We start from the raw sequence: 20829 nt of genomic DNA, 5'->3' as shown, positions 1-20829 counted from the left end.
ACTCCGCCCCTTCACACGGCGGCGGCCAGCACGGCGCGCTCCACCTTGTGCCGCCATGCCGCGTCCGGGCTGCCGTGGCGCGGCCGGATGGCGAAGGAGTCCACCACCGCCGTACCGAGTGTGGCCACCCGCGCCCAGCGGACCTCGGCCCGGCATTCGCGCAGCGCGCCCGCCACCCGGTACAGCAGGCCGACTCGATCGGCCGCGCGCAGTTCGAGCACGACGGTGCTGTGCCCGGAGGTCTCGTCGTCGAACCACAACACCCTTGGCGCCGTGCCCGCCAGGTTCGGCGACTCGTACGCGCTTTCCTTCTCGGCCAGCTTCGCGGCCAGCGGCAGGGTGCCCGCCACCGCTCTGGCGAACTGCTCGCGAAGCAACGCGGTGTCCGGCGGCGACCCGAACTTCGGCGACGCGGTGAACACACCCACGTGGCCGCCGGGATGGCCGCGCAGCACGGCGGAGTGCACCTGCAGCGAGTGCAAAGCGAGTACACCGGCGGCCGGTGCGAGCAGTTGCGCGCCTTCCGGGACGGCGAGCACGACGTCGGTGAGCCTGCCGGAGGTGCTGACGCGAACCTGGCCCCTGGCCGAACGCGCCGCGGCGGAGACCAGCTCCCGCTGGGTTTCGTCGATGGGTTCGGGTGCGGGCAACGGCTTTCCGTGCAGCAGCCCCCGGCAGCGCCGCACCAACTCGCCGACCAGCCCTGCCTTCCACTCCGTCCACATCCCCGGCCCCGTCGCCAGCGAGTCGGCCTGCGCGAGCGCGTGCAACAACTCCAGCAGCACCGCGTGGCCGTCGATGGTCTTCGCGACCCGTTCCACGGTCTCGAGCTCGCTGATGTCGCGGCGCGTCGCCGTGTGCGGCAGCAACAGATGATGACGCACCATGGCCGACACCAGCGCGGCGTCCGCCTCCGGCAGCCCGATCCGGGTCGCCACCTGCGCGGCGATGCGCGCGCCCAACTCGGAGTGGTCGGCCTCGCGGCCTTTGCCGATGTCGTGCAGCAGCGCTCCCAGCAACAACAGGTCCGGCCGCGAGACTGTGGTGGTGAGCCCGGCCGCCTCCACGCAGGTGCGCACGAGATGGCGGTCCACCGTCCACACGTGCACCGGTTCGCGCGGGGGCAGGTCACGCACCGCTCCCCACTCGGGGAACAGCCGTGCCCACAGCCCCGTGCGGTCCAGTGCCTCCACCGCGTCCACGAGCCCCTCTCCCGCACCGAGCAGCGCTGTCAGCGCCTGCCTCGCCTGCTGTGGCCAGGGCGCCCGCAGTTCGGGTGCCGAGTCGGCGAGGGTGCGTAACGTGCCTGGCGCGATGGGGTTGCCCGTTCGGGCCGACGCGGCGGCGACGCGCAGCAGCAATCCCGGGTCGCGGGCGGGTATCGCGTCACGCGCCAGCGCCACCTCGCTGCCGTGCAACACCACCCCCTCGTCCAGCGGGATACGGCTCGGCCGCCGGGAGAAGCGGCTCCTCGGCGGCTCGGCGGCCGACCGAAGCGCCACGTCCACGGCGTAGCCGACCGTTCTGCCCGCGCCGGACAGCCTGCGGGCGAGGGAGAACCTGTCACCCAGCTCCAGTTCGCCTGCCACCAACTCGGCTTCGACCACGCCGAGCACGTCACGGTCGCGCCGCAGTTCCCTGCGCAGCTCGGTGCGCACGTCGAGCAGCAGTGTGCGGGCCGCCCGCAGCTCCTGCCCCGGCCGGTCGCAAAGCTGCGCCGCGGCGAACGCGTCGAGCAGCCCGAGATCGCGAAGGCCGCCTCTGGCGTACTTCAGGTCGGGCTCGGCGGACTGGGCGAGCTCGCCGCTTCGCTGCCAGCGGGCCCTGGTCGACTCGGCCAGTTCCGGCAAACGCTTGCGTGCCGTGCGTCTCCAGTGTTCCCGCGCCGCGGCCACCAGCCGCCCGGAAAGTTCCTCATCACCCGCGATGTGGCGGGCGTCGAGCAGTCCCATCGCGGTACGCAGGTCTTCGGTGGCGACCTTGAGCGCCTCCCCCGGAGTGCGGACCGAATGATCCAGCCCCACCCTCGCGTCCCACAGCGGGTACCACAACGCGTCGGCGATCTCCCCCACCTTCGGGTTCGCGTCGTGGACGAGTACGAGGTCGAGGTCGGAGAACGGCACGACCTCGCGACGGCCGAGGCCGCCTACGGCGACCAGCGCGACACCGGGTTCGGCGGTGTCGACGCCGGCCGCCGTGGCGGCCCTGCTCAACCAGAACTCGTACAGGTCGACCAGCGCGGCTCGCAGTGCCGCCGCGCCGAGCCTTCCGTGGTGACCCTCCAGCAGCCGGTTCGCTGCCTCGGCCAGCCCCCCTTCGACCACGGCACCTTCCTAGAGCGCGTCCGCGCCACGTTCACCGGTTCGGACCCTGATGACGGTGTCGACCGGGCTGACCCACACCTTGCCGTCACCGATCTTGCCGGTGTGCGCGGAACTGACGATCGCGTCGATGACCTTCTCCACGTTGGCGTCGTCGGTGACCACTTCGATCTTCAACTTCGCGACGAAGTCGACCGCGTACTCGGCACCGCGGTAGACCTCCGTGTGGCCCTTCTGCCTGCCGTAGCCCTGCACCTCGCTCACCGTCATGCCGAGCACGCCGAGTTGTTCGAGCGCGGAGCGGATGTCGTCGAGCGTGAACGGCTTGACGATCGCGGTGATCAGTTTCATGACTTGCTCTCCTCGAGCTTCTTGGCGTTGCCACTCACCACGCTGGTGTCGACCGACGCGGGCCTGCCGCCCCTGCCGCCTGCGAAGTCGTAGGCGGTCTCGGCGTGTTCGGCCTCGTCGATACCGGACACCTCGTCCTCCGCGCTGACGCGACCACCGGTCACCGCCTTGACGACGAAGCCGAGGATGACCGCCACGACGGCCGAGTACACCATCACCGCGAGGGCGCTGATCACCTGAATGCCGAGTTGGTCGGCACCGCCGCCGTAGAACAGGCCGTTGACGCCGTCCTCGCCCACGACGCTCGCCGTCGCGACGAAGCCGAGCATCACCGTGCCGACAAGGCCACCGACGAGGTGCACACCGACGACGTCGAGCGAGTCGTCGTAGCCGAGGCGGTACTTCAGGCCGACGGCCAGCGCGCACAACACACCGGCGATGACACCGATCGCGAGGGCGCCCCAGGTGTCGACGTAGGCACACGCCGGGGTGATGGCGACCAGGCCCGCGACCACACCGGAGGCCGCACCAAGGCTGGTGGCCTTGCCGTCCCGCAGCCGCTCCAGCAGCAGCCAGCCGAGCATCGCGGCGCAGGTGGCCGTGACGGTGTTGACGAACGCGATACCGGCGACGCCGTCGGCGGCGTAGGCCGAGCCCGCGTTGAACCCGAACCAGCCGAACCACAGCAGGCCGGCGCCGAGCATGACGTAGGGCAGGTTGTGCGGCTTCATGGCTTCCTTCGGCCAGCCGACCCGCTTTCCGAGTACCAGCACGAGACCGAGCGCCGCGGCACCCGCGTTGATGTGCACTGCGGTGCCGCCCGCGAAGTCCAGCGCGCCCAACTCGCCGATCCAGCCGCCGTCGCCCCACACCCAGTGTGCGACCGGGAAGTAGACCAGGGTGGCCCACAGCCCGCCGAACAGCAGCCACGCGCCGAACTTCATCCGGTCGGCGACCGCACCCGCGATCAGTGCGACGGTGATGATGGCGAACATCGCCTGGAAGGCGACGTCCACGGTGCCCGCGGTCGGATCGCCCTCCGGCGTCATGAGCCCGGAAAGCCCGACGAAGTCCAGCGGGTTGCCCAGCAACCCGCCGATGTCGCTGCCGTAGGCCATCGAGTAGCCGAACACCATCCACAACACACCGATGACGCCGATGGCGCCGAAGCACATCATCAGCATGTTCAGCACGCTCTTGGAGCGCACCATGCCGCCGTAGAAGAAGGCCAATCCCGGCGTCATCAGCAGTACCAGAGCGGCGCTGGTGAGCAACCAGGCCGTATTTCCCTCCACGCTTGTCCTCCTAGAGCCGTCGGCGAAATCAGCGATTGCGGCCCAGCATCGGAAAGGCGTGTTGCGCTGAAGGGCTCCAAAGGTTGCGTCGCTGTGAACCAAACCACCGGCGTTGTTACGGCTGCGTTTCCCGGCGCCGGTGCCGATTCGTCCGATCCGGAAACCTCGTGGTCGAATATGCTCCATGACCTCGCCGAAGACCTCCGCGAAGTCGCTACCGTCCGCGGTCGTGGCGGCGCTTCGCTGCTCCGTCTGTGGCGAGCAACTGCGGCCCGGCGATCACTGGCTGCGATGCGACCGGGGACACTCGTTCGACATCGCGCGGCAGGGCTACGTCAACCTGCTGCACGCCAAGGTCCCCGCCAAGACGGCGGACACCGCCGAGATGGTCGCGGCGCGGGTGCGGTTTTTGGAAACCGGCTGCTACGCGCCGCTGGCCGACCTGCTCGCCGACCGCGCGCAGCAGGCGGGCGGCGAGTTCGTCGTCGACGCGGGCGCGGGCACCGGCTACTACCTGGCACGGGTGCTGCGGCGGCTGCGTAACGCGACCGGCCTCGCGCTCGACGTCTCGGCGGCGGCACTGCGCAGGGCGGCGAGGGCGCATCCGAGTATCGGAGCGGCGGTGTGGAACCTGTGGCAGCCGTGGCCGGTGTCTTCCGGGGTGGCCGACGTGCTGCTCAACGTGTTCGCTCCGCGCAATCCCGGTGAGTTCCACCGGGTCCTGCGGCCGGGCGGCACGCTGCTGGTGGTCGTGCCGGGACAGCGCCACCTCGACCGACTCGCCGACACCCTGGGACTGCTCGACATGGCCGATGACAAGCAGCGGCGCCTCACCGATGCGCTCGCACAGGGCTTCGCCGCTTGCGGAGAGGACCGGCTGGACGCCACGGTGACGCTCACCCCCGAGCAGGCCCGCGCGGCCGTGCTGATGGGACCGAACGCGCACCATCTGCACCGGGGTGATCTCGCCGCGCGCCTCGACGCGATTCGCGAGCCGATCGAGGTGACCACGTCGTTTCGGGTCTCGAGTTACCGCAGGCTCGGATGAGTACCCGGGTGCGCGCAACCGTGCTCGCGGACGAGGAGTGGCTGGCCGCCGACCTGGAACGCGCGCGGCGGCTGTACGGGCGCGTTGGCGCGCGGGTGCTCGGCACCATCCGGTGGTACTCGGCCTCGTCGGTGCTCGTGGCGCCCGCGCTGGAGCCCTTCGTCCACACCGGGATCGCAAGGGACCCGTCGCTTTCGGCCGTCACGCTCGACATGCATCCCGACGGTCGCTACCTCGACTCGGAATCCGACCGAAACCTCGAAGGCGGGATCGAACGGCTTGCCGAAGCACTCGGCGCCGCGCTCGACGCTGCGATCAGCGCGGCAGCACGGGTCAGCGGCGCCACCGCGCGGTCGCTGTGGGCGGTGGCGACCGACTCGGTGGCCAACCGGATGCTGTGGGCGGGTTCGGCCACAGCCGCGCCGCAGCGGGCGATGCGGCTGGCGGAAGCGCTCGCCGAGGCCGTCGGCGGCCCGATGCCTCGGCCGCGGTTCGAGTTCGTCGGCGAGCGACCCGTGGTGCGGCGGTGCTCGTGCTGCCTGATCTACGAGGCGGAACTGCCCGGGGTCGAGAAGTGCGCGAGCTGTCCCCGGCAACCACCGCAGCAGCGTGCCCAGCGGCTGCGCACGCTGCTGGGCTGACCGTGATCCTTGGGCGAAGGGGGTTGTTCGCCTAGGGTGAGTCGCGATGAGCGAACGTGATTGGGGTTTTCGCACCCGCGCGCTGCATGCGGGAGGCACACCTGACCCCGAGACCGGCGCGAGAGCGGTGCCGATCTACCAGACGACCAGTTTCGTGTTCGACGACGCCGCCGACGCCGCGAACCTGTTCGCGCTGCAGAAGTACGGCAACATCTACAGCCGCATCGGCAACCCCACCGTGGCCGCGTTCGAGGAGCGGATGGCGAGCCTGGAAGGCGGGATCGGCGGTGTGGCCACCGGTAGCGGGCAGGCAGCGGAGTTCCTGACCTTCGCCGCGCTGGCCGAGGCGGGCGAGCACATCGTGTCGGCGAGCGGTCTCTACGGCGGCACGGTGACACAACTCGACGGCACGTTGCGCCGCTTCGGCATCGACACCACGTTCGTCCCCGAAACGGATCGCGACAGCGCCGACGGCTTCGCCGCCGCGATCACCGGTAAGACACGCCTGCTGTTCACCGAGGTGATCGGCAACCCGAGCGGCAACATCGCCGACATCGCCGCGCTCGCCGACGTGGCGCACGCACACGACATCCCGCTGGTGGTCGACGCCACGCTTGCCACCCCATACCTGTGCAGGCCCATCGAGCACGGCGCGGACATCGTGCTGCACTCGGCCACCAAGTTCCTCGGCGGGCACGGCACGACACTCGGCGGGGTCGTCGTCGAGTCGGGACGGTTCGACTGGGGCAACGGCAAGTTCCCGCGCATGACCGAGCCGGTCGCCAGCTACGGCGGGCTTCGGTACTGGGAGAACTTCGGCGAGTTCGCCTTCTGCACCAGGCTGCGCGCCGAGCAGTTGCGCGACATCGGCGCCGTGCTCTCACCGCACTCGGCGTTCCTGCTGCTGCAGGGCGTCGAGACGCTGCCACAGCGGATGGACGCCCACGTCGCCAACGCCAAGGCGGTGGCCGACTACCTCGCGGCCGACCCGAGGGTGACGTGGGTCGGCTATGCCGGGTTGGCCGACCACCGGCATGCCGACCGGGCACGGCGATACCTGCCGCTCGGCCCCGGCGCGGTGTTCTCTTTCGGCATCAAGGGCGGCCGTGCCGCGGGCGAGCGGTTCGTGGAGTCGGTGGAACTGCTCTCCCACCTCGCCAACGTCGGTGACGCGAGGACGTTGGTCATCCATCCCGCCTCGACCACACACCAGCAACTGTCCGAGGAGCAGCTACTGCAGGCCGGTGTCGGTCCCGATCTGATCCGGCTCTCGGTGGGACTGGAAGACCTCGACGACATCCTCTGGGACATCGACCAGGCGCTGGCCAAGGCGGTGGCGGCATGAGCATCGAGTCGAACCCGAACGGATGGACCGCACCGACGGCTCGGCAACGCCAGCTCCTGCTGGCGCGCACCGAGTCGGTCACCGTCGTGGGAGCATCGGCCAACCCCGCGCGTCCCAGCTACTTCGTGGCCACCTACCTGCTGTCGTCCACCCGGTACCGCGTCAACTTCGTCAACCCCAGACTCGACGAACTGCTCGGACAGCCCGTTTACCCTTCGCTGGCCGACGTGCCGGGCGGAGCGGACCTGGTGAGCGTGTTCCGCAAGCCCGAGGATCTGCCGGGAGTCGCGGAGGAGGTCATCGCCGCGGGAGCGCGCACGCTGTGGCTGCAACTGGGGTTGTGGCACGAGCCGGTGGCGGCAAGGGCCACGCGGGCGGGACTGGACGTGGTGATGGATCGCTGCGTCAAGATCGAGCACGCGCGGTTCGCCGGTGGGCTGCACCTGGCCGGGTTCAACACCGGGGTGGTCAGCTCCCGCCGCCGTCAGCCGATGTGAGGTCGGCGTCTCGCAGTTCGGCCAGCATCGAGTGCACCGTCCGCAACGCCGGGTGGAGTTCACGGTAGACGCGGTAGCGGCGCTGGTAGTCGGCGTGCCGGTCGGGATCGGGTTCGATGCGCTCGGCCACCGAGAACCGTTCGCGTGCCGCGTCGGCCAGGTCGTCGACGAGCCCGACACCGGAGGCCGCCGCGAGCGCGGCGCCAACCGGCGCACCCGCGGACTGGCGGGGTAGTTCGACGGCGAGTCCGGTGACATCGGCCTTGATCCGGTTCCAGGTCCTGCCCCGCGCGCCTCCGCCGACCACCCGCAGCGCGGGCGGTCGCAGCCCCAGCGAGGCCAACTCCGCCAGGTTGTGCGCCAGGCCGTACGCCGATCCCTCCAGGATCGCGCGCACCAGGTCGGCCCGCGTGGTGCCCAGCGACATGCCCACGAACGCGCCCCTGGCGTCGGAGTCCCACACCGGTGAGCGCTCCCCGAGGAAGTACGGCAGCAGCAGCACGCCGCCCGCGCCGGGTCGTGCCGTCGCGGCCAACTCGTCGAGGTCGGCGAACGTCTCGCCGCGTCCGAGGCGGCTTCGAAACCACGCAAGGATGCCGCCTGTCGCGACCATCGAGCCGAACACCAGGTGCCGCCCCGGCACGACGTAGGGCATGACGCTCAACGATCCCGTCAGTCCGCTCGCCTGCGAAGCCTCGACCGCCGCGTTGACCACAGTGGACTGTCCGGTCATCTCGCACACGTCGCCGTGCGCGACGACGCCCGACTCGAGCGACGCCGCGGCACCGTCGACGAGCCCGGCGACGACGGGAGTACCCCTCGGCAGCCCCGTGGCTTCCGCGGCCTCGGCGCGCACCGAGCCGACCACCTCGGTCGGGTCCGCCAGCGGCGGCAGCCAACCCGACCGCAGGTTCCACAACCGCGCCAACTCCTCCGACCAGCGACCGGCACGCAGGTCGTAGAGCAGGCTCAGCCCGGCATGCCCGGTGTCGGCGCACAACACACCGGTGAGTTCGTGCACGACGTAACCCGCCGCGAACACCACCGAGTCGACCAGCGACCGCAACCCGGGCTGGTTGTCCAGCAGCCAGGCCAGTTTCGGGGCCGCGTAGTAGGGATCGAGCCGGTTGCCGGTGACGGCCACCACGCGGTCGCCTTCGGCAGCCCTGTCGCGGCAGGCCTGCTCACCACGCCGATCCAGCCACAACAGCGCGGGACCGAGCGGCTGCCGCCGCGCGTCGAGCGCCACGACACTCGGTGCCTGGCTGCTCACCGCGACGGCGGCGACGGCCGTCGCGGGAACTCCCGCCGCGTCCAGCGCCGCCCGAACGCACCGGCAACTGGCCTTCCACCAGTGCCTCGGGTCCTGCTCCGCGCCCGATGGGCCGACGTAGCGGGTCGGGTACTCCTGCGCGGCCTCGCCCAACACCCGTGACCTGTCGTCGATCACCACGGCCTTGGCCGAGGTGGTGCCGACGTCGATGCCGACGACGCAGTCCCTGGTCGTCGGCATCAGGGTCGTTCCGCCTGTGCGGCCCGCAACGCCGCGACCGCCTCGGCGTCGGAACGCGCCTGCGTGCCACGCTGCTCGGCGCTGCGTGCCACCCGGTATGCCTCCACCTCGTCCTTGCGGCGCGCGTCGTCCCAACCGAGCACGTCCCCGACGACGTCGGCGGCGTGCGTTGCCGCCGCGCCGCCACGGTCAGGTGTCTCCATGAACACTCGCGTTCGCCGCGTCAGCACGTCCTCCAGAGTGTCGGCCCCCTCGTGCGCCGCCGCGTAGTGCAGTTCGGCGGCGAGATAGCCGGGTGCGCCCGCCACCGGCCCGCCGAGTTCTGGCTGCCGTGCGATCAGGTCGAGCAGTTCCGTCGTCAACGCGCCGTAGCGCCCGAGCAGGTGGTCGATGCGCCGCTCGTCGAGCCCCGCCTCGGCCGCCAGCGTGCGCCGCTGGTTGAGCAACGCCGGATACCCGGCCGCACCGATGATCGGCAACCGATCGGTCACCGAGTGCGGCACGGGGCGCTCCAGCCGTCGCGCCGCCGCGTCCACCGCGTCGCGCGCCATCACCCGGTAGGTCGTGTACTTGCCGCCGACCACGGTGAACAGCCCGCGAGGCCGTTCCGTGACCACGTGGTCGCGGGACAGCCTCGCCGTCGCCGAACCCTTGCCGCTCACCAGTGGGCGAAGCCCCGCGTACACGCCGACGACGTCGTCGTACGAAAGCGGTGTCCGCAGCCAGCGGTTCGCCTGGTCGAGCAGGTAGTCCACGTCCGACCGGGTCGCCACGGGTTGCGACCTCGCGTGGTCCCACATGGTGTCGGTGGTGCCCAGCAGCCAGTGGTCGAACCAGCGCCGGATGATGAAGACGCTGTCTGCGGTCTTGGCGATGAGCCCCGTCCTGGAGTTGATCGCCTCGCCGGGAACGACGAGGTGGATACCTTTGGCCGCGGTCACCGCGATGCTCGATTCGCCCGCCAACTCCTGCACCGCTTCGGCCCACACCCCGGCGGCGTTCACCACCGCGCGGGCGCGGACGGTCAACTCGGTGCCGCCGCGCTCGTCGCGGACCCGGACACCACGGACCCGACCACCTTCCACGAGCATCCCCACCGCACGTGCCCGCGTGGCGATCCGCGCGCCGAGCCGCGCGGCGGTCCTGGCCACCATCATGGTGTGCCTGGCGTCGTCGACGCGGACATCGTGGTACTGCACCCCGCCGGTGATGGGTTCGGGGTCGAGCGCGGGCATCTCACGCAACACCGCGGCACGCGACAGATGCCGGTGCCCGGCCACACTCCGCGTTCCGGTGAGCCGCAGCAGGTCGTACAGCAGCACCCCCGCCCCGACGTAGGGCCGCTGCCTGCGGCGGGTGAACGGGAACAGGAACCGCTCCGGCGACACCAGGTGTGGGCAGAGCCGATCCACCATCAGGTCGCGCTCGGTGAGCGCTTCCTTCACCAGGGAGAAGTTCAACTGCTCCAGGTAACGCAGCCCGCCGTGGAACACCTTGCCCGACCGCGACGAGGTACCTTCGGCCAGGTCACCTGCCTCCAGCAGGGCAACCGAAAGGCCCCGGCTCACCGCGTCGAGCGCCGTGCCGACGCCGGTGACTCCGCCGCCGATCACCACGAGGTCGAACTCCCGCTGCGACATGTCGCGCAGTGCGGTTTCGCGCTGCGACGGGTTCAGGCTGGACCGGTCCGTACTCATCGGCTCCTCCGACAGGTTCGTTGCCGCTCAGGCGTTGGTTTCGAGCCGGCGCCTGCGGTGCAACTCGTCCGGCCTGGTGTCGATGCGCTCGGCCTGTTCCTGGTCGAGCCGGGTGGGTTTGCCGACGGCGAGCGCGCCGGAAAGGATTCGCGCGGTCTTGACGGTCATCTCGGTGGTCGCGAGCGCGTCCTTGGCACTTGCTGCCAGCACGAAGATGCCGTGGTTGGCCAGGTAGACGACCTTCGGCGGCTGACCGTGCTCGTCGAGGTGACGCAGCAGCCGGGTGCGCACCGCTCGCGCGAGCGCGAGGCCTGGGTCGGCGTAGGGCACCAGCACCTGGTGCCTTCCCATCACGACGACCTGATCCGGGAACAGCGGCCCGGCCACGAGTTCCCCGGCCTGGTCGGAGCACAGGATGGAGTTGAGCGCGACCGGGTGGGTGTGTGCCACGACGTCGGCTCCGGCCTCCTCCACGCACAGCGCGTGCAGTAGCGCCTCCATCGAGGGTGTCGGCGCGTCGGGATCGTGCCGAGCGTCCAGCAACGCCCGGTTCACCGCACGGTCGTCGGTGACCGCCGATGTCACCAGCTCCACCAGTGGGCGGGTCGCGACCTCGACGAAGTCGGTCGGGGTGGCGGTGCCCATCCTCGACCCGCTCGCCTTGACCAGCATCGACCCGTCGCCGGTGCGCATGGCGGTGTTGCCCTCCGCGAGCACGACGAGGTCGCGTTCCGGCTGCCCCAGGGTGCGGGTCAGGTCCAGCAGTTCGGCAGTCCCGGTCTCGCCGGTCTCACCGGTCACGTCGGTCACCACTGCTCCTTCCAGCTGCCGCGCGCGGCGTCCACTCGCGCGCGGTAGTCGCGGTAGCCGTCCTCGTACCGGGCGGCGTTGTCGGGATCGGGCTCGATCACGGCCATCGGTGCCGTCCACACCGCCTCGTCCAGTTCGTCGCCGAACGCACGCGCGGCGGCCAGTGCCGCGCCACGCGCACCGGTCTCCGGTTGCGGCGCAAGCCTGACCGGCCTCGCGAGCACATCCGCGAACATCCGCAACCACCGGCTGCTGCGAGTACCGCCACCACACATCGCGACGTCGCCGTCGAGGCCCGCGGCGTCGAAGCAGTGCCGTGCGGCGAAAGCGACCGCCTCACACGTCGCGCGGACCAGGTCCGCCCCGCTCGTCTGCAGGCTGAGCCCATCGAAAGCCGCGGTGGCCGACGGGTCCACGAACGGAGCGCGTTCCCCGGAAGGGGAGAAGTACGGCAGGCACGTCACACCGCCCGCTCCGGGTGGGCAGGCGTCGAGCATGCCGTCCAGCGCGTCGTGGGTCTCACCGACGAGGCCGAGCACCCAGTCCAGCGCCGCTGTGCCGACCATCGCGGGCATCGCCCTGAGCCAGCGGTCACCGGTGCCGGTGGACAGCGTCATGCCCGCGGGCTCCCCTGCCGTGTCCACGCTGTCCACCAGCACCTGGCAGGCGAGCGTGGTACCGACGATCAGGTGTCCCTCGCCGGGCCGGGTCACGCCGGAACCCAGCGCGCAGGCCGGGAGGTCGAACGGCCCCGCGGCGACCGGCGTGCCCTCGCCCAGCCCGAGCAGGGCGGCCGCCTCCGGTGTCAGCGCTCCCGTGACCGACGGCCGCGCTACCGGCGCCAGCAGGTCCAAGCGGTGCGAAAGCCCGCACATCGCGAGGACGTCGGCCCGGTACTGGCGGCTGACCGGGTCGAGGAACGGAAGCGAAGCATCCGAGACGTCGGTGGCCCGCACCCCGGTGAGTCGCTGCATGACCAGGTCCTTGCAGTAGCCCGCGGTCGCCGCGCGGTCCAGCGATGCGGGCTCGTGCTCGTCCAGCCAGGCCAGCACGGGAGCGGCGGCTCCGGGGAACATCGTGTTGCCCGTCCGCCGGAACGCCTGCTCCACCACCCCGCTGTGCATCCAGCGCCGCAGCACGCCCGCCGCACGGGAGTCCAACCAGGACACGGCGGGGCGCACCGGCCTGCCGTCCTCTCCGGCCAGCCACACCCCGTCGCCCTGCCCGGTCAGTCCCAGCAGCCTCGGCGCGCGACCCGCGCGGGCCACCACATCGCGCGTGACGGTGGCGACCGAGTCGAGGACGTCGTCGGGCCGCTGCTCGAACCAGCCCCGCCTCGGCGACTCCAACCGCGTTGGGTGGCTGGCGAACGCGAGTACCTGCCCGCCCTCACCGAACAGGGCGGCCTTCGTCACCGAGGTACCGATATCGATGCCGAGATACATGTCAGGTTCCCGCGAGCACGGCCGGGTTGGCGCAGTGCGCGACTGGCTCGCCTCGCGTCCAGCGGCCCACCTCCGCGGCGCAGATCCGCGCCGCCCGCTGCGCCACCTCCCTGCTGCAGCCCGCGACGTGCGGCGAGAGCACCACGTTCGGGGTCGAAAGCAACCGCGCCCTTTCCGGCAGCGGTTCGTCGGGGTAGACGTCGAGACCGGCGGCGGCGAGGTGTCCGCTGTCCAACGCGTCGCACAACGCGTCGTAGTCGAGCACCGCACCACGCGCGGTGTTGATCAACACCGCGCCGGGTGGCAGCAGCGCCAGCTCCGCGGCGCCGATCATCCCCCGGGTTTGCGCTGTGACCCGCTGGTGCAGGCTGACCACACGCGACTGCCGCAGCAGCTCCGCCAGGTCGGTCAGCCGGGTGATGCCCGGTTCGACGTCGTCTTCACCCACGTACGGGTCGTAGGCCAGCACCTTCGCCCCGAAGGCGGCGAGCAACCGTGCCACCCGCGAGCCGATGGCCCCGTAGCCCACGAGACCCACGGTGGAACCGCCGATCTCGAACCCGGCGTGCCGGTACTCGTAGTAGTGCCCGCCCCAGCGGCCCTGCGCCAGTTCCGCGTGCCCGGCTGCGAGGTTGCGGCAGGTGGCGATCAGCAGCCCCACGGTGAACTCGGCGACGGCGTCGGCGTTGCGGCCGGGCGCGTAACACACCACGACCCCGTGCCTGGTCGCGGCGTCGAGATTGACGTTCACCGGACCGCCCCGCGACACCACCAGCAGCCGCAAATCCGGCGCGTTCGCGAACACCTTCTCGGTGAACGGCGCCAGGTGAGTGACCGCGATGTCGGCTCCGGAGAGCGCGGCGATCAACTCGTCCTCGTCTCCGGAGGCTTCCCGCACCTCGCCGACCGTGCCGAACGGCCGGGCAGGCCACGGCAGCGTGAGTTCGCGGACCTGCCGTTGCCCTCCGACCTGTTCCCGCAGCTGCTCGGCGAACAGCCGGGTGAGCACGAAGTCGTCGCCCGCGGCGAGGATCGCTCGCGCGCTCATCGGATCCGCTCCCCGCTCTCGGATTCGAACAGGTACACGCGCTCGCGGTGCAGCGACAGCCAGACGTTCTCACCGGGGCGCAGGATCAGGCCTGGTTCGGTCTGCGCGACCAGCCGCTGCCGCAGCCCCGGCACCTCGACGGTCAGCAGGCCGTACTCCAGCAGGTCCTCGTGGACCAAGACGGTGCCCGAGAGGTCGGCGTCGGCCTGCCCGGTGAGCGCGACGTCCTCCGGGCGTACGCCGAGCGTGACGTCGGCCTGCCTCGGGTCGCGAACGGGCACCCGCAGTGTCACCTCGGGGGTCACCTCGGGGGCGAGTCGCACGTCCCCTGCCGGTTGCAGCTTGCCGTCGAGCAGGTTCATCGGCGGCTCGCCGACGAACTGCGCGACGAACAGGTTCGCGGGGTCGTCGTAGATCTCGTCGGGTGTGCCGACCTGCTGCACCGTGCCCTCGTTCATCACCACGACCCGGTCGGCCAGGCTCAACGCCTCCTCCTGGTCGTGCGTGACGAGGATGGTGGTGTAGCCGAGTTCCTGCTGCAGGTGGCGCAGTTCGCGCCTGGTCGTGTCGCGTTGGGCGGCGTCCAGATGGGAAAGCGGCTCGTCAAGCAGCAACACCTCCGGCTGCCTCGCGACGGCCCGCGCCAAAGCGACGCGCTGCTTTTGCCCCGACGACAGCCCTGCGGGCCGCGCCTGCAGGATGTCGGTGAGCCCGATGCGGCCCGCGACGTCGGCGACGCGCGCCTTGCGGTCGCGTTTGCCTCGCGCCCGCAGGCCGAAGGCGATGTTCTCCTCCACCGTCAGCGGCGGGTAGAGCGCGTAGTTCTCGAAAGCCACACCGATGTTGCGGCGCTGCGGGGGCAACCCGACCATCGAGCGGCCCGCCACGAGGATGTCGCCGCCGGTCACCTCCTCAAGACCCGCGATCATGCGTAGCGTCGTCGACTTGCCGCAGCCGGAGGGTCCCAGCAGACCGACGAGTTCACCGCCACGCACCCGCAGGTCGAAGCCACGCACCGCGTGCACCTCGGGCCGCCCCTTGGTGCGGTAGGTCTTGCGTACGTTCAGCAGCGTGAGGTCACTCATCGTCGAGTCTCCATTCGCGGTGCACCGGTGCGCCGTTCGTAGTCGCTGATCACGCCCACTTTGTCGCGCGAGGGCGAGGACGGATCGAACACGTAGCCCAGCCATTCCCGCACAAGCCTGCGAGCCAGCTCAAGCCCGACGACGCGTTGACCGAACGTGATGATCTGGCAGTCGTTGGACAGCACGGACCTCTCACACGAGTAGCTGTCGTGCACCGTGGTCGCGCGAACACCGCCGACCTTGTTCGCACTGATGGCCATGCCGATGCCGGTACCGCAGATGAGCACCCCCCGGTCGAGCCGACCCGCAGCCACGGCTTCGGCCACGGCAAGCCCGATCCGAGGGTACGGCGTCTTTTCACCCGAACGCACTCCGAAGTCCTCGACGAACTCGACCCTCGCGTCGGCTCGCAGATCCGAAAGGATCGCGTTCTTGTACTCGAGCCCGGCGTCGTCGGCCCCGACGCCGACCCGCCAGCGGTCGGCGCTCATCCGCGCACCCCCAGCACCTCGCCTGCCGCGCGGGCGCACAGCGCGAACGACACCGCCCCCGGATCGGGTGTGCCGACACTGCGTTGCGCCAGCGGCCGCGCCCTGCCCACGCGTGGGCGCAGTTCGCTGGTCGCCTCCGCCGCCGCGTGCGCGATCTCCGCCGCGGCCCGCCACGCCACGGGCAGTTCGGCGCCGTCGGCGACGCGCTGCGCCAACGCGTCGGCGAACGGCACCAGCGCGTCCAGCATCGTCTTGTCCCCCACCGCCGCGCCTCCCAACCGCGCGACCACCTCGGCGCCACGGCGCACGGCATCGACCACCGTGGCGGCCGCGGGCAAGTCGCCGTCACCCACCACCGCACCGATCTCCCGCAGCAACGCACCCCAGAGCACACCGGAGGAACCCCCGCTGCGGTCGGCCCATGCCGCACCCGCGGCGCGCAGCGCACCGCCCGCGCCGAGCGCGGCGTCGTCGGCCGCCGCGCGGGCGGCACGCAGTCCCCGAAGCATTCCGCGCCCGTGGTCACCGTCGCCTGCCACAGCGTCGATGTCACCGAGATAGGACTCTTCACGCTCGACCACGTCCGCCATCGCGGCGAGGCAGCCGCGCACCACCTCCGCCGCCCTGCGTGCGGGCTCGCCGATCACGGTGGTGCCCGGCGACTCCGGAGCTGCGGCCAGGGCATCGCCGACGGCGGTGGTGGCGGCGGTGGCGGTGGGCGCCAGGTGTGGCACCTCCCCCCGCCGAAACGCGGGCGTGTCGGCGGGCGCCTGCCACAACCCCGCCAACTCGTCGTCGAGCCAGTGCAGGGTCAGCGAGCAGCCGGCCATGTCGAGGCTGGTGACCAGCTCGCCCACCTCGGGAGAGACGAGTTCCACCCCCGAGGCGGCGAGTTCGGCCGCGACCGCCTTCCACACCACGAAGAGTTCCTCGTACTTGGTGGCGCCGAGGCCGTTGAGCAGCACCGCCGCGCGCCCGTCGGCGGCCTCGGGTCGCTCCCGCAGCACGGTTTCGACGAGCACACCGGCGAGTTCCTCCGCGCTGAGCCGCTCGACGGTGCGCACCCCCGGCTCGCCGTGAATGCCGAGGCCCAGTTCCATCTTCTCTGTGTCCACCGTGAACAGTGGCTCCCGCCTACCCGGCAGCGTGCAGCCCGCGAACGCCACACCGAGGGTGTGGGTCCACTCGTTGGCCTTGCCTGCTATCCGCTCCACCTCGGCGATCGGCTCGCCACGGTCGGCCGCGGCTCCCGCGGCCTTGAAGACGCAGAAGTCTCCCGCTATGCCGCGCCGCTGCTGCCTGCTGTCGGCGGAGGCGGAGGCGATGTCGTCGGTGACGAGCACGGTCCGGCAGTCGATGCCCTCCTCGCGCAGCCGTTGCTGCGCGAGGCCGAAGTTCATCACGTCACCGCCGTAGTTGCCGTAGCTGAACAACACTCCCGCACCGGCGTCGGCCGCCTTGCCCACGAGGTAGGCCTGCTCGGCGGAGGGTGAGGTGAAGATGTCGCCGATCACCGCACCGTCGGCGAAGCCGGGGCCGACGAGCCCGCAGAATGCGGGGTAGTGTCCGGAGCCTCCTCCGATCACCACGCTGACCTTGTTCGGTCGCGGGGCCGAGGCCCGCAGCACCCCGGACGCGTTCGGCACGCGCCGCACGTACCGGTCGTAGGCGGCGACGAACCCGTCGACCATGTCGTCGCTGAACCGCGCCGGGTCGTTGTAGAGGCGAGTCATTGGCGTCTCTCCTTCGCGCCACAGGCATTCAGGGCAGGCGCGCGAGCACCTGGTCGAGAGCGTCGCGGTGGTCGGTCGCGACGTGGTCGGCCAGTGCCAGCGCTTGCGGATTCGGTGGGTACTGCTGGTTGGGAATGGCGATCACGGTCAGTCCGGCGGCGTGCGCGGCACGGATGCCGTTTCCGGAGTCCTCCACGGCGATCCCGTGTCCCTTCGCCAGTCCGATCCGCCTGGCGGCCTCGGTGTAGACGTCCGGGCTCGGCTTGCCGCGCCTCACCTCCTCGCTCGACACCGTCGCCGCGAAACACGCCTCGATGCGGTGCCTTCGCAGTACGGCGTCGATGACCTTGCGCGCGGCCGATGACGCCAGCGCCACGCGGGCCCGGTCACTGATCTTGCGAACCAGTTCCTCGGCGCCGTCCAGCAACGGGGCGAGTCCGGCATGCACCGCTTCGACGACGTGCTCGACGCACTCGGCGCGCACCGTGCCCGCCAGACCCGGATCGCCGAGCTTCGCGGCGACGTAGCCGGACCACTCCAGGCTGCTCATGCCCTGTACCGTCGCCGTGTCGTCGGCACCCCAATACACCGAGCGGCGCGCACAGCAGGCCCGCCAGCCCCGTTCCCACAGGTGCTCGCTGTCGACGATCACCCCGTCCAGGTCGAGGATCACGCCGGCCACCGTGTTCACCGTGCTACCTCGTAGGGGATGTCGTAACGCTTCAACTCGGCCAGCGTCTCCTCCGGTGCACCGGAGTCCACGATGAGCAGGCTGAACTCGGTGAGCGGAACCAGCCGGTGCAGCGCGACCTTGCCGAGCTTGGTGTGGTCCATCAACAGGTAGCGCTTCTCGGCGACCTCCAGCATCTTGCGCTTCACAGCCACGATCCGGTCCTCCTGGTGGAAGGCGTAGCGCCCGCTGAGCGCGGAGGTGGACACGAAAACCGCGTCCACCCGGATCGCGTCGATGGCTTCGATGCAGGCCACGCCGAGGAAGGAATCGTGCAGCGGGTCGTAGTCACCGCCGAGCGCCATCAGCGAGATCCCGCGGATCTGCGCGAGTTTGGACAGCCCTTCCAGGTAGTTGGTGGCTACCCGCAGCGGCGCCAGCCCCTCCAGTCGCGGGATCATCGCGGCCGTGGTCGTCGCGTCGTCCAGCATGATCGACATTCCGGATTCGACATAACGCAGCGCGTGCGCGGCGATGGACTCCTTGGCCGCCCGCATCGCCTTGCGTCGATAGGCGACGTTCGACTCGAAAACCCCCGACGGCTGCGCGGTGACACCGCCCCGGTACTTGCGCACGACGCCCTGGCGTTCCAGTTCGTCCAGGTCCCGATGGACGGTCATCACGCTGACCCCGAACATCGCCGCGAGCTCCTGCGCCGACAGGCTGCCGCGCTCCACCACAACATCCGCGATGCGCTGCTGCCGCCCCTCCGGGCCCTGCCGCTCATCGGTCACTGAGAGATCCGCCTTCCTTGTTCGCCTGGCAGGAACACATGCACCGGTTCCGGGTCGATCACCAACCCGACCTTGTCGCCGGCGGCGAGACCCGCCGCTTGCGCGCGAGGCACCAGGACCGACAGCCACGTCTGCCCCACCTGGACCGTGACCTCCGTCTGCCGTCCCAGGTGTTCGAGCACGTACACAGCCCCCTCCACGCGGACCCTGCCCGGCGCCACTTCCGCAGCGCCGACCTGCAACACCAGGTCACGGGGCCGGATCCCGACGCGGACCGCGTCACCGGGGCGCGCCTCCACCCCGCCCACCGGAATCGAGACGGCACCGTCGGAACTGACGAACCACGGTGTCTCGTCACCGTCGACGAGCCCGCCGTCGACGAAACAGATGCGTGGCTTGCCGAACGCCTGCGCGACGAAGGAGTCGGCGGGCTCGTTCCACACCTGCGCCGGCGTGCCGACCTGGTGGATACGGCCGTCCTTGAGTACGGCGATCCGGTCGGCAAGCGACAGCGCCTCGACGTAGTCATGGGTCACGTAGACGGTGGTGGTGGTCAACTCACCGTGCGCGATCCGCTTCAGCTCGGCACGCATCGCCGTACGCAGCTTCGCGTCGAGGTGTGCGAGCGGCTCGTCCAGCAGGTAGGCGTTGGCGGGACGGACAAGCACCCGGCCGAGTGCGACGCGCTGCCGCTGCCCGTTGGAAAGCTGGTCGACACCACGGTCGAGCAACTGAGCGATGCCGAGCAGCTCGGCTATCCCACCCACCCGATGCCGCACGGCGTCGCCGTCCAGCCGGTGTGCGGGGGAGCGCAGCGGGGAGGCCATGTTGTCGAACACGGACAGTTGCGGGTAGAGCGCGTAGCTCTCGAAGCACATCGCCAGGTTGCGGTGGTTGGGCTCGATGTCGCCGACATCCTCCCCGTCGACGAACACACTGCCGCGCTGTGGCCTGGTGAGCCCTGCGACGCATTTCAGGGTCGTGGTCTTGCCCGCGCCGGAGGGCCCGAGCAGGCAGAAGAACTCCCCGTCGGCCACCGAGAACGAGACTTCCTCCAGCGCGGTGACCTTGCCGAACGCCTTGTGCAGCCCCCGTACCTCGATCGCGGCCATCAGCCTTTCACCGCCCCGAACGAAAGTCCCCGCACCAGGTATCGCTGGATGAACAGCGCCAGCAGCAGCGGCGGCAACGCCGCCATCACCGCGCCCGCGGCGACGAGGTTGAAGCGCACCTGGTTGCCCCCGAGGAAGGCCAGCGAACTCACCGTCACCGTCTGCGCGTTACTCGAGGTGAGCGTGAACGGGAAGATGAAGTTGTTCCAGGCGAAGATGAACGCCAGCAGGCATACCGCGGCGATACCGGGCCGCACCAGCGGCAGCACGACACGGAAGAACGCCTGCCGTCTGCTGTATCCGTCGAGCAGTGCCGCTTCCTCCAACTCGGGCGGCAGATCGGTGAAGAACGACCGAAGAATCCACACCACGAGCGGCATCGTGACCAGCTGCAACACCCAGATCATCCCGAACACGGTGTCGTAGAGGCCCGCCTGCTGGTAGATCACGCTGAGCGGGATGATGACGACGAGTTCGGGCGCGAACCGGAAGCTCAGCAGGGTGAACATCAGGTCGTCGCTGCCTTTGAACCGGTACCGTGCCGCCGCGTAGGCCGCGGGTATGCCGATCAGCAGCGAGACGAGTACGGCGCCGGTCGACGTCGCGAGGCTGGCGAGGAAGAACCGGACGTATGACGTCCCCGCCTCACCCAACCCCAGCACGGTCCGGTAGTTGTCGAACGTCGGGGTGAAGGCCAGATACGTGCTGGTCTGTTCCGCTGTGGACTTCAGGCTCAGCGCCACGATGAACACGACGGGCAGCAACGAGAACGCGAAGTAGATCAGCAGCGACAGGTTGGCCAGCGACGCGGTGAGTGCCTTGCGTCGCGCGAGCCGCCGCTCGGTGGGTGGCAACGGCGGCCGCGCGCCTTCGTCCCGCCCCGCGAGCGGCACCGGCGGGGAGGCCTTGGGCGTGGAGGAGGTCATCGCCATG

Annotated in this window: 19 protein-coding genes; 4 read left to right on the top strand and 15 right to left on the bottom strand. The window is 70.5% G+C overall.

The window, feature by feature from the left end; genetic code table 11:
* Positions 1-11 precede the first annotated feature (11 nt).
* Genes SACMADRAFT_RS06630 through SACMADRAFT_RS06620 form a run of 3 tightly spaced genes read right to left on the bottom strand, consistent with a single transcriptional unit; the run spans position 12 to position 3967 of the window.
* The gene (locus tag SACMADRAFT_RS06630) at positions 12-2324 is read right to left on the bottom strand and encodes a [protein-PII] uridylyltransferase (RefSeq protein ID WP_009153019.1); all 2313 of its coding nucleotides are present in this window, start codon (positions 2322-2324) and stop codon (positions 12-14) included.
* Positions 2325-2333: 9 nt separating this feature from the next.
* The gene (locus tag SACMADRAFT_RS06625) at positions 2334-2672 is read right to left on the bottom strand and encodes a P-II family nitrogen regulator (protein WP_009153018.1); all 339 of its coding nucleotides are present in this window, start codon (positions 2670-2672) and stop codon (positions 2334-2336) included.
* Positions 2669-3967, bottom strand: a complete 1299-nt coding sequence (locus SACMADRAFT_RS06620; protein ID WP_009153017.1) for an ammonium transporter — start codon at positions 3965-3967, stop codon at positions 2669-2671. Before SACMADRAFT_RS06620 ends, SACMADRAFT_RS06625 begins: the two co-directional genes overlap by 4 nt.
* Positions 3968-4151: 184 nt before the next feature.
* Here SACMADRAFT_RS06620 and SACMADRAFT_RS06615 point away from each other — a divergent pair, with 184 nt between their 5' ends.
* Genes SACMADRAFT_RS06615 through SACMADRAFT_RS06600 form a run of 4 tightly spaced genes read left to right on the top strand, consistent with a single transcriptional unit; the run spans position 4152 to position 7498 of the window.
* A complete protein-coding gene (locus SACMADRAFT_RS06615; RefSeq protein WP_009153016.1) occupies positions 4152-5015 on the top strand; it encodes a putative RNA methyltransferase in 864 nt (287 codons plus the stop codon).
* On the top strand, positions 5012-5656 hold the full coding sequence (locus SACMADRAFT_RS06610; protein ID WP_009153015.1) for a (2Fe-2S)-binding protein: 645 nt from the start codon (positions 5012-5014) through the stop codon (positions 5654-5656). The genes SACMADRAFT_RS06615 and SACMADRAFT_RS06610 overlap by 4 nt, the downstream gene beginning before the upstream one ends.
* A gap of 46 nt (positions 5657-5702) precedes the next feature.
* Positions 5703-7001, top strand: a complete 1299-nt coding sequence (locus SACMADRAFT_RS06605) for an O-acetylhomoserine aminocarboxypropyltransferase/cysteine synthase family protein (RefSeq protein ID WP_009153014.1) — start codon at positions 5703-5705, stop codon at positions 6999-7001.
* Positions 6998-7498 carry a CoA-binding protein gene (locus SACMADRAFT_RS06600; RefSeq protein ID WP_009153013.1) on the top strand — a complete coding sequence of 167 codons (501 nt, stop codon included), beginning with the start codon at positions 6998-7000 and terminating at the stop codon, positions 7496-7498. The genes SACMADRAFT_RS06605 and SACMADRAFT_RS06600 overlap by 4 nt, the downstream gene beginning before the upstream one ends.
* Here SACMADRAFT_RS06600 and SACMADRAFT_RS06595 read toward each other — a convergent pair.
* From SACMADRAFT_RS06595 to SACMADRAFT_RS06540, 12 genes are read right to left on the bottom strand one after another with little or no spacing between them, the layout of a single operon-like run.
* Positions 7470-9011, bottom strand: a complete 1542-nt coding sequence (locus SACMADRAFT_RS06595; RefSeq protein ID WP_009153012.1) for a xylulokinase — start codon at positions 9009-9011, stop codon at positions 7470-7472. The genes SACMADRAFT_RS06600 and SACMADRAFT_RS06595 overlap by 29 nt on opposite strands.
* Positions 9011-10708 carry a glycerol-3-phosphate dehydrogenase/oxidase gene (locus SACMADRAFT_RS06590; protein ID WP_009153011.1) on the bottom strand — a complete coding sequence of 566 codons (1698 nt, stop codon included), beginning with the start codon at positions 10706-10708 and terminating at the stop codon, positions 9011-9013. The genes SACMADRAFT_RS06595 and SACMADRAFT_RS06590 overlap by 1 nt, the downstream gene beginning before the upstream one ends.
* Positions 10709-10735: 27 nt before the next feature.
* Positions 10736-11518: a class II aldolase/adducin family protein gene (locus tag SACMADRAFT_RS06585; protein WP_009153010.1), complete on the bottom strand. Its 783-nt coding sequence runs from the start codon at positions 11516-11518 to the stop codon at positions 10736-10738.
* Complete coding sequence (locus SACMADRAFT_RS06580; protein WP_009153009.1) at positions 11515-12963, bottom strand: FGGY-family carbohydrate kinase; 1449 nt, start codon at positions 12961-12963, stop codon at positions 11515-11517. Before SACMADRAFT_RS06580 ends, SACMADRAFT_RS06585 begins: the two co-directional genes overlap by 4 nt.
* A gap of 1 nt (position 12964) precedes the next feature.
* On the bottom strand, positions 12965-14011 hold the full coding sequence (locus SACMADRAFT_RS06575) for a 2-hydroxyacid dehydrogenase (RefSeq protein WP_009153008.1): 1047 nt from the start codon (positions 14009-14011) through the stop codon (positions 12965-12967).
* The gene (locus SACMADRAFT_RS06570) at positions 14008-15096 is read right to left on the bottom strand and encodes an ABC transporter ATP-binding protein (RefSeq protein WP_009153007.1); all 1089 of its coding nucleotides are present in this window, start codon (positions 15094-15096) and stop codon (positions 14008-14010) included. The genes SACMADRAFT_RS06575 and SACMADRAFT_RS06570 overlap by 4 nt, the downstream gene beginning before the upstream one ends.
* Complete coding sequence (locus SACMADRAFT_RS06565) at positions 15093-15587, bottom strand: RpiB/LacA/LacB family sugar-phosphate isomerase (protein WP_009153006.1); 495 nt, start codon at positions 15585-15587, stop codon at positions 15093-15095. Before SACMADRAFT_RS06565 ends, SACMADRAFT_RS06570 begins: the two co-directional genes overlap by 4 nt.
* Entirely contained in the window at positions 15584-17320 is a 1737-nt protein-coding gene (locus tag SACMADRAFT_RS06560; protein ID WP_009153005.1) for a dihydroxyacetone kinase family protein, read from the bottom strand. The genes SACMADRAFT_RS06565 and SACMADRAFT_RS06560 overlap by 4 nt, the downstream gene beginning before the upstream one ends.
* Before the next feature lie 28 nt (positions 17321-17348).
* Complete coding sequence (locus SACMADRAFT_RS06555) at positions 17349-18011, bottom strand: HAD family hydrolase (RefSeq protein WP_009153004.1); 663 nt, start codon at positions 18009-18011, stop codon at positions 17349-17351.
* Positions 18008-18784 carry a DeoR/GlpR family DNA-binding transcription regulator gene (locus SACMADRAFT_RS06550; protein ID WP_009153003.1) on the bottom strand — a complete coding sequence of 259 codons (777 nt, stop codon included), beginning with the start codon at positions 18782-18784 and terminating at the stop codon, positions 18008-18010. Before SACMADRAFT_RS06550 ends, SACMADRAFT_RS06555 begins: the two co-directional genes overlap by 4 nt.
* Complete coding sequence (locus SACMADRAFT_RS06545; RefSeq protein ID WP_009153002.1) at positions 18781-19896, bottom strand: ABC transporter ATP-binding protein; 1116 nt, start codon at positions 19894-19896, stop codon at positions 18781-18783. The genes SACMADRAFT_RS06550 and SACMADRAFT_RS06545 overlap by 4 nt, the downstream gene beginning before the upstream one ends.
* Positions 19896-20828, bottom strand: a complete 933-nt coding sequence (locus SACMADRAFT_RS06540; RefSeq protein ID WP_009153001.1) for a carbohydrate ABC transporter permease — start codon at positions 20826-20828, stop codon at positions 19896-19898. Before SACMADRAFT_RS06540 ends, SACMADRAFT_RS06545 begins: the two co-directional genes overlap by 1 nt.
* Position 20829: the final 1 nt, after the last annotated feature.

The sequence above is a fragment of the Saccharomonospora marina XMU15 genome (assembly GCF_000244955.1).
GTDB lineage: Bacteria > Actinomycetota > Actinomycetes > Mycobacteriales > Pseudonocardiaceae > Saccharomonospora_A > Saccharomonospora_A marina.
Note: the sequence above shows the minus strand (reverse complement) of the source record. Positions and strands in the feature narration are given on the sequence as shown.

Excerpts from the sequence above, each read along its gene's own strand:
- SACMADRAFT_RS06625 (WP_009153018.1), bottom strand. The coding sequence starts at position 2,672 with ATGAAACTGATCACCGCGATCGTCAAGCCGTTCACGCTCGACGACATC.
- SACMADRAFT_RS06615 (WP_009153016.1), top strand. The coding sequence starts at position 4,152 with ATGACCTCGCCGAAGACCTCCGCGAAGTCGCTACCGTCCGCGGTCGTG.
- SACMADRAFT_RS06610 (WP_009153015.1), top strand. The coding sequence starts at position 5,012 with ATGAGTACCCGGGTGCGCGCAACCGTGCTCGCGGACGAGGAGTGGCTG.
- SACMADRAFT_RS06605 (WP_009153014.1), top strand. The coding sequence starts at position 5,703 with ATGAGCGAACGTGATTGGGGTTTTCGCACCCGCGCGCTGCATGCGGGA.
- SACMADRAFT_RS06600 (WP_009153013.1), top strand. The coding sequence starts at position 6,998 with ATGAGCATCGAGTCGAACCCGAACGGATGGACCGCACCGACGGCTCGG.
- SACMADRAFT_RS06595 (WP_009153012.1), bottom strand. The coding sequence starts at position 9,011 with ATGCCGACGACCAGGGACTGCGTCGTCGGCATCGACGTCGGCACCACC.
- SACMADRAFT_RS06590 (WP_009153011.1), bottom strand. The coding sequence starts at position 10,708 with ATGAGTACGGACCGGTCCAGCCTGAACCCGTCGCAGCGCGAAACCGCA.
- SACMADRAFT_RS06580 (WP_009153009.1), bottom strand. The coding sequence starts at position 12,963 with ATGTATCTCGGCATCGATATCGGTACCTCGGTGACGAAGGCCGCCCTG.
- SACMADRAFT_RS06575 (WP_009153008.1), bottom strand. The coding sequence starts at position 14,011 with ATGAGCGCGCGAGCGATCCTCGCCGCGGGCGACGACTTCGTGCTCACC.
- SACMADRAFT_RS06570 (WP_009153007.1), bottom strand. The coding sequence starts at position 15,096 with ATGAGTGACCTCACGCTGCTGAACGTACGCAAGACCTACCGCACCAAG.
- SACMADRAFT_RS06565 (WP_009153006.1), bottom strand. The coding sequence starts at position 15,587 with ATGAGCGCCGACCGCTGGCGGGTCGGCGTCGGGGCCGACGACGCCGGG.
- SACMADRAFT_RS06560 (WP_009153005.1), bottom strand. The coding sequence starts at position 17,320 with ATGACTCGCCTCTACAACGACCCGGCGCGGTTCAGCGACGACATGGTC.
- SACMADRAFT_RS06545 (WP_009153002.1), bottom strand. The coding sequence starts at position 19,896 with ATGGCCGCGATCGAGGTACGGGGGCTGCACAAGGCGTTCGGCAAGGTC.
- SACMADRAFT_RS06540 (WP_009153001.1), bottom strand. The coding sequence starts at position 20,828 with ATGGCGATGACCTCCTCCACGCCCAAGGCCTCCCCGCCGGTGCCGCTC.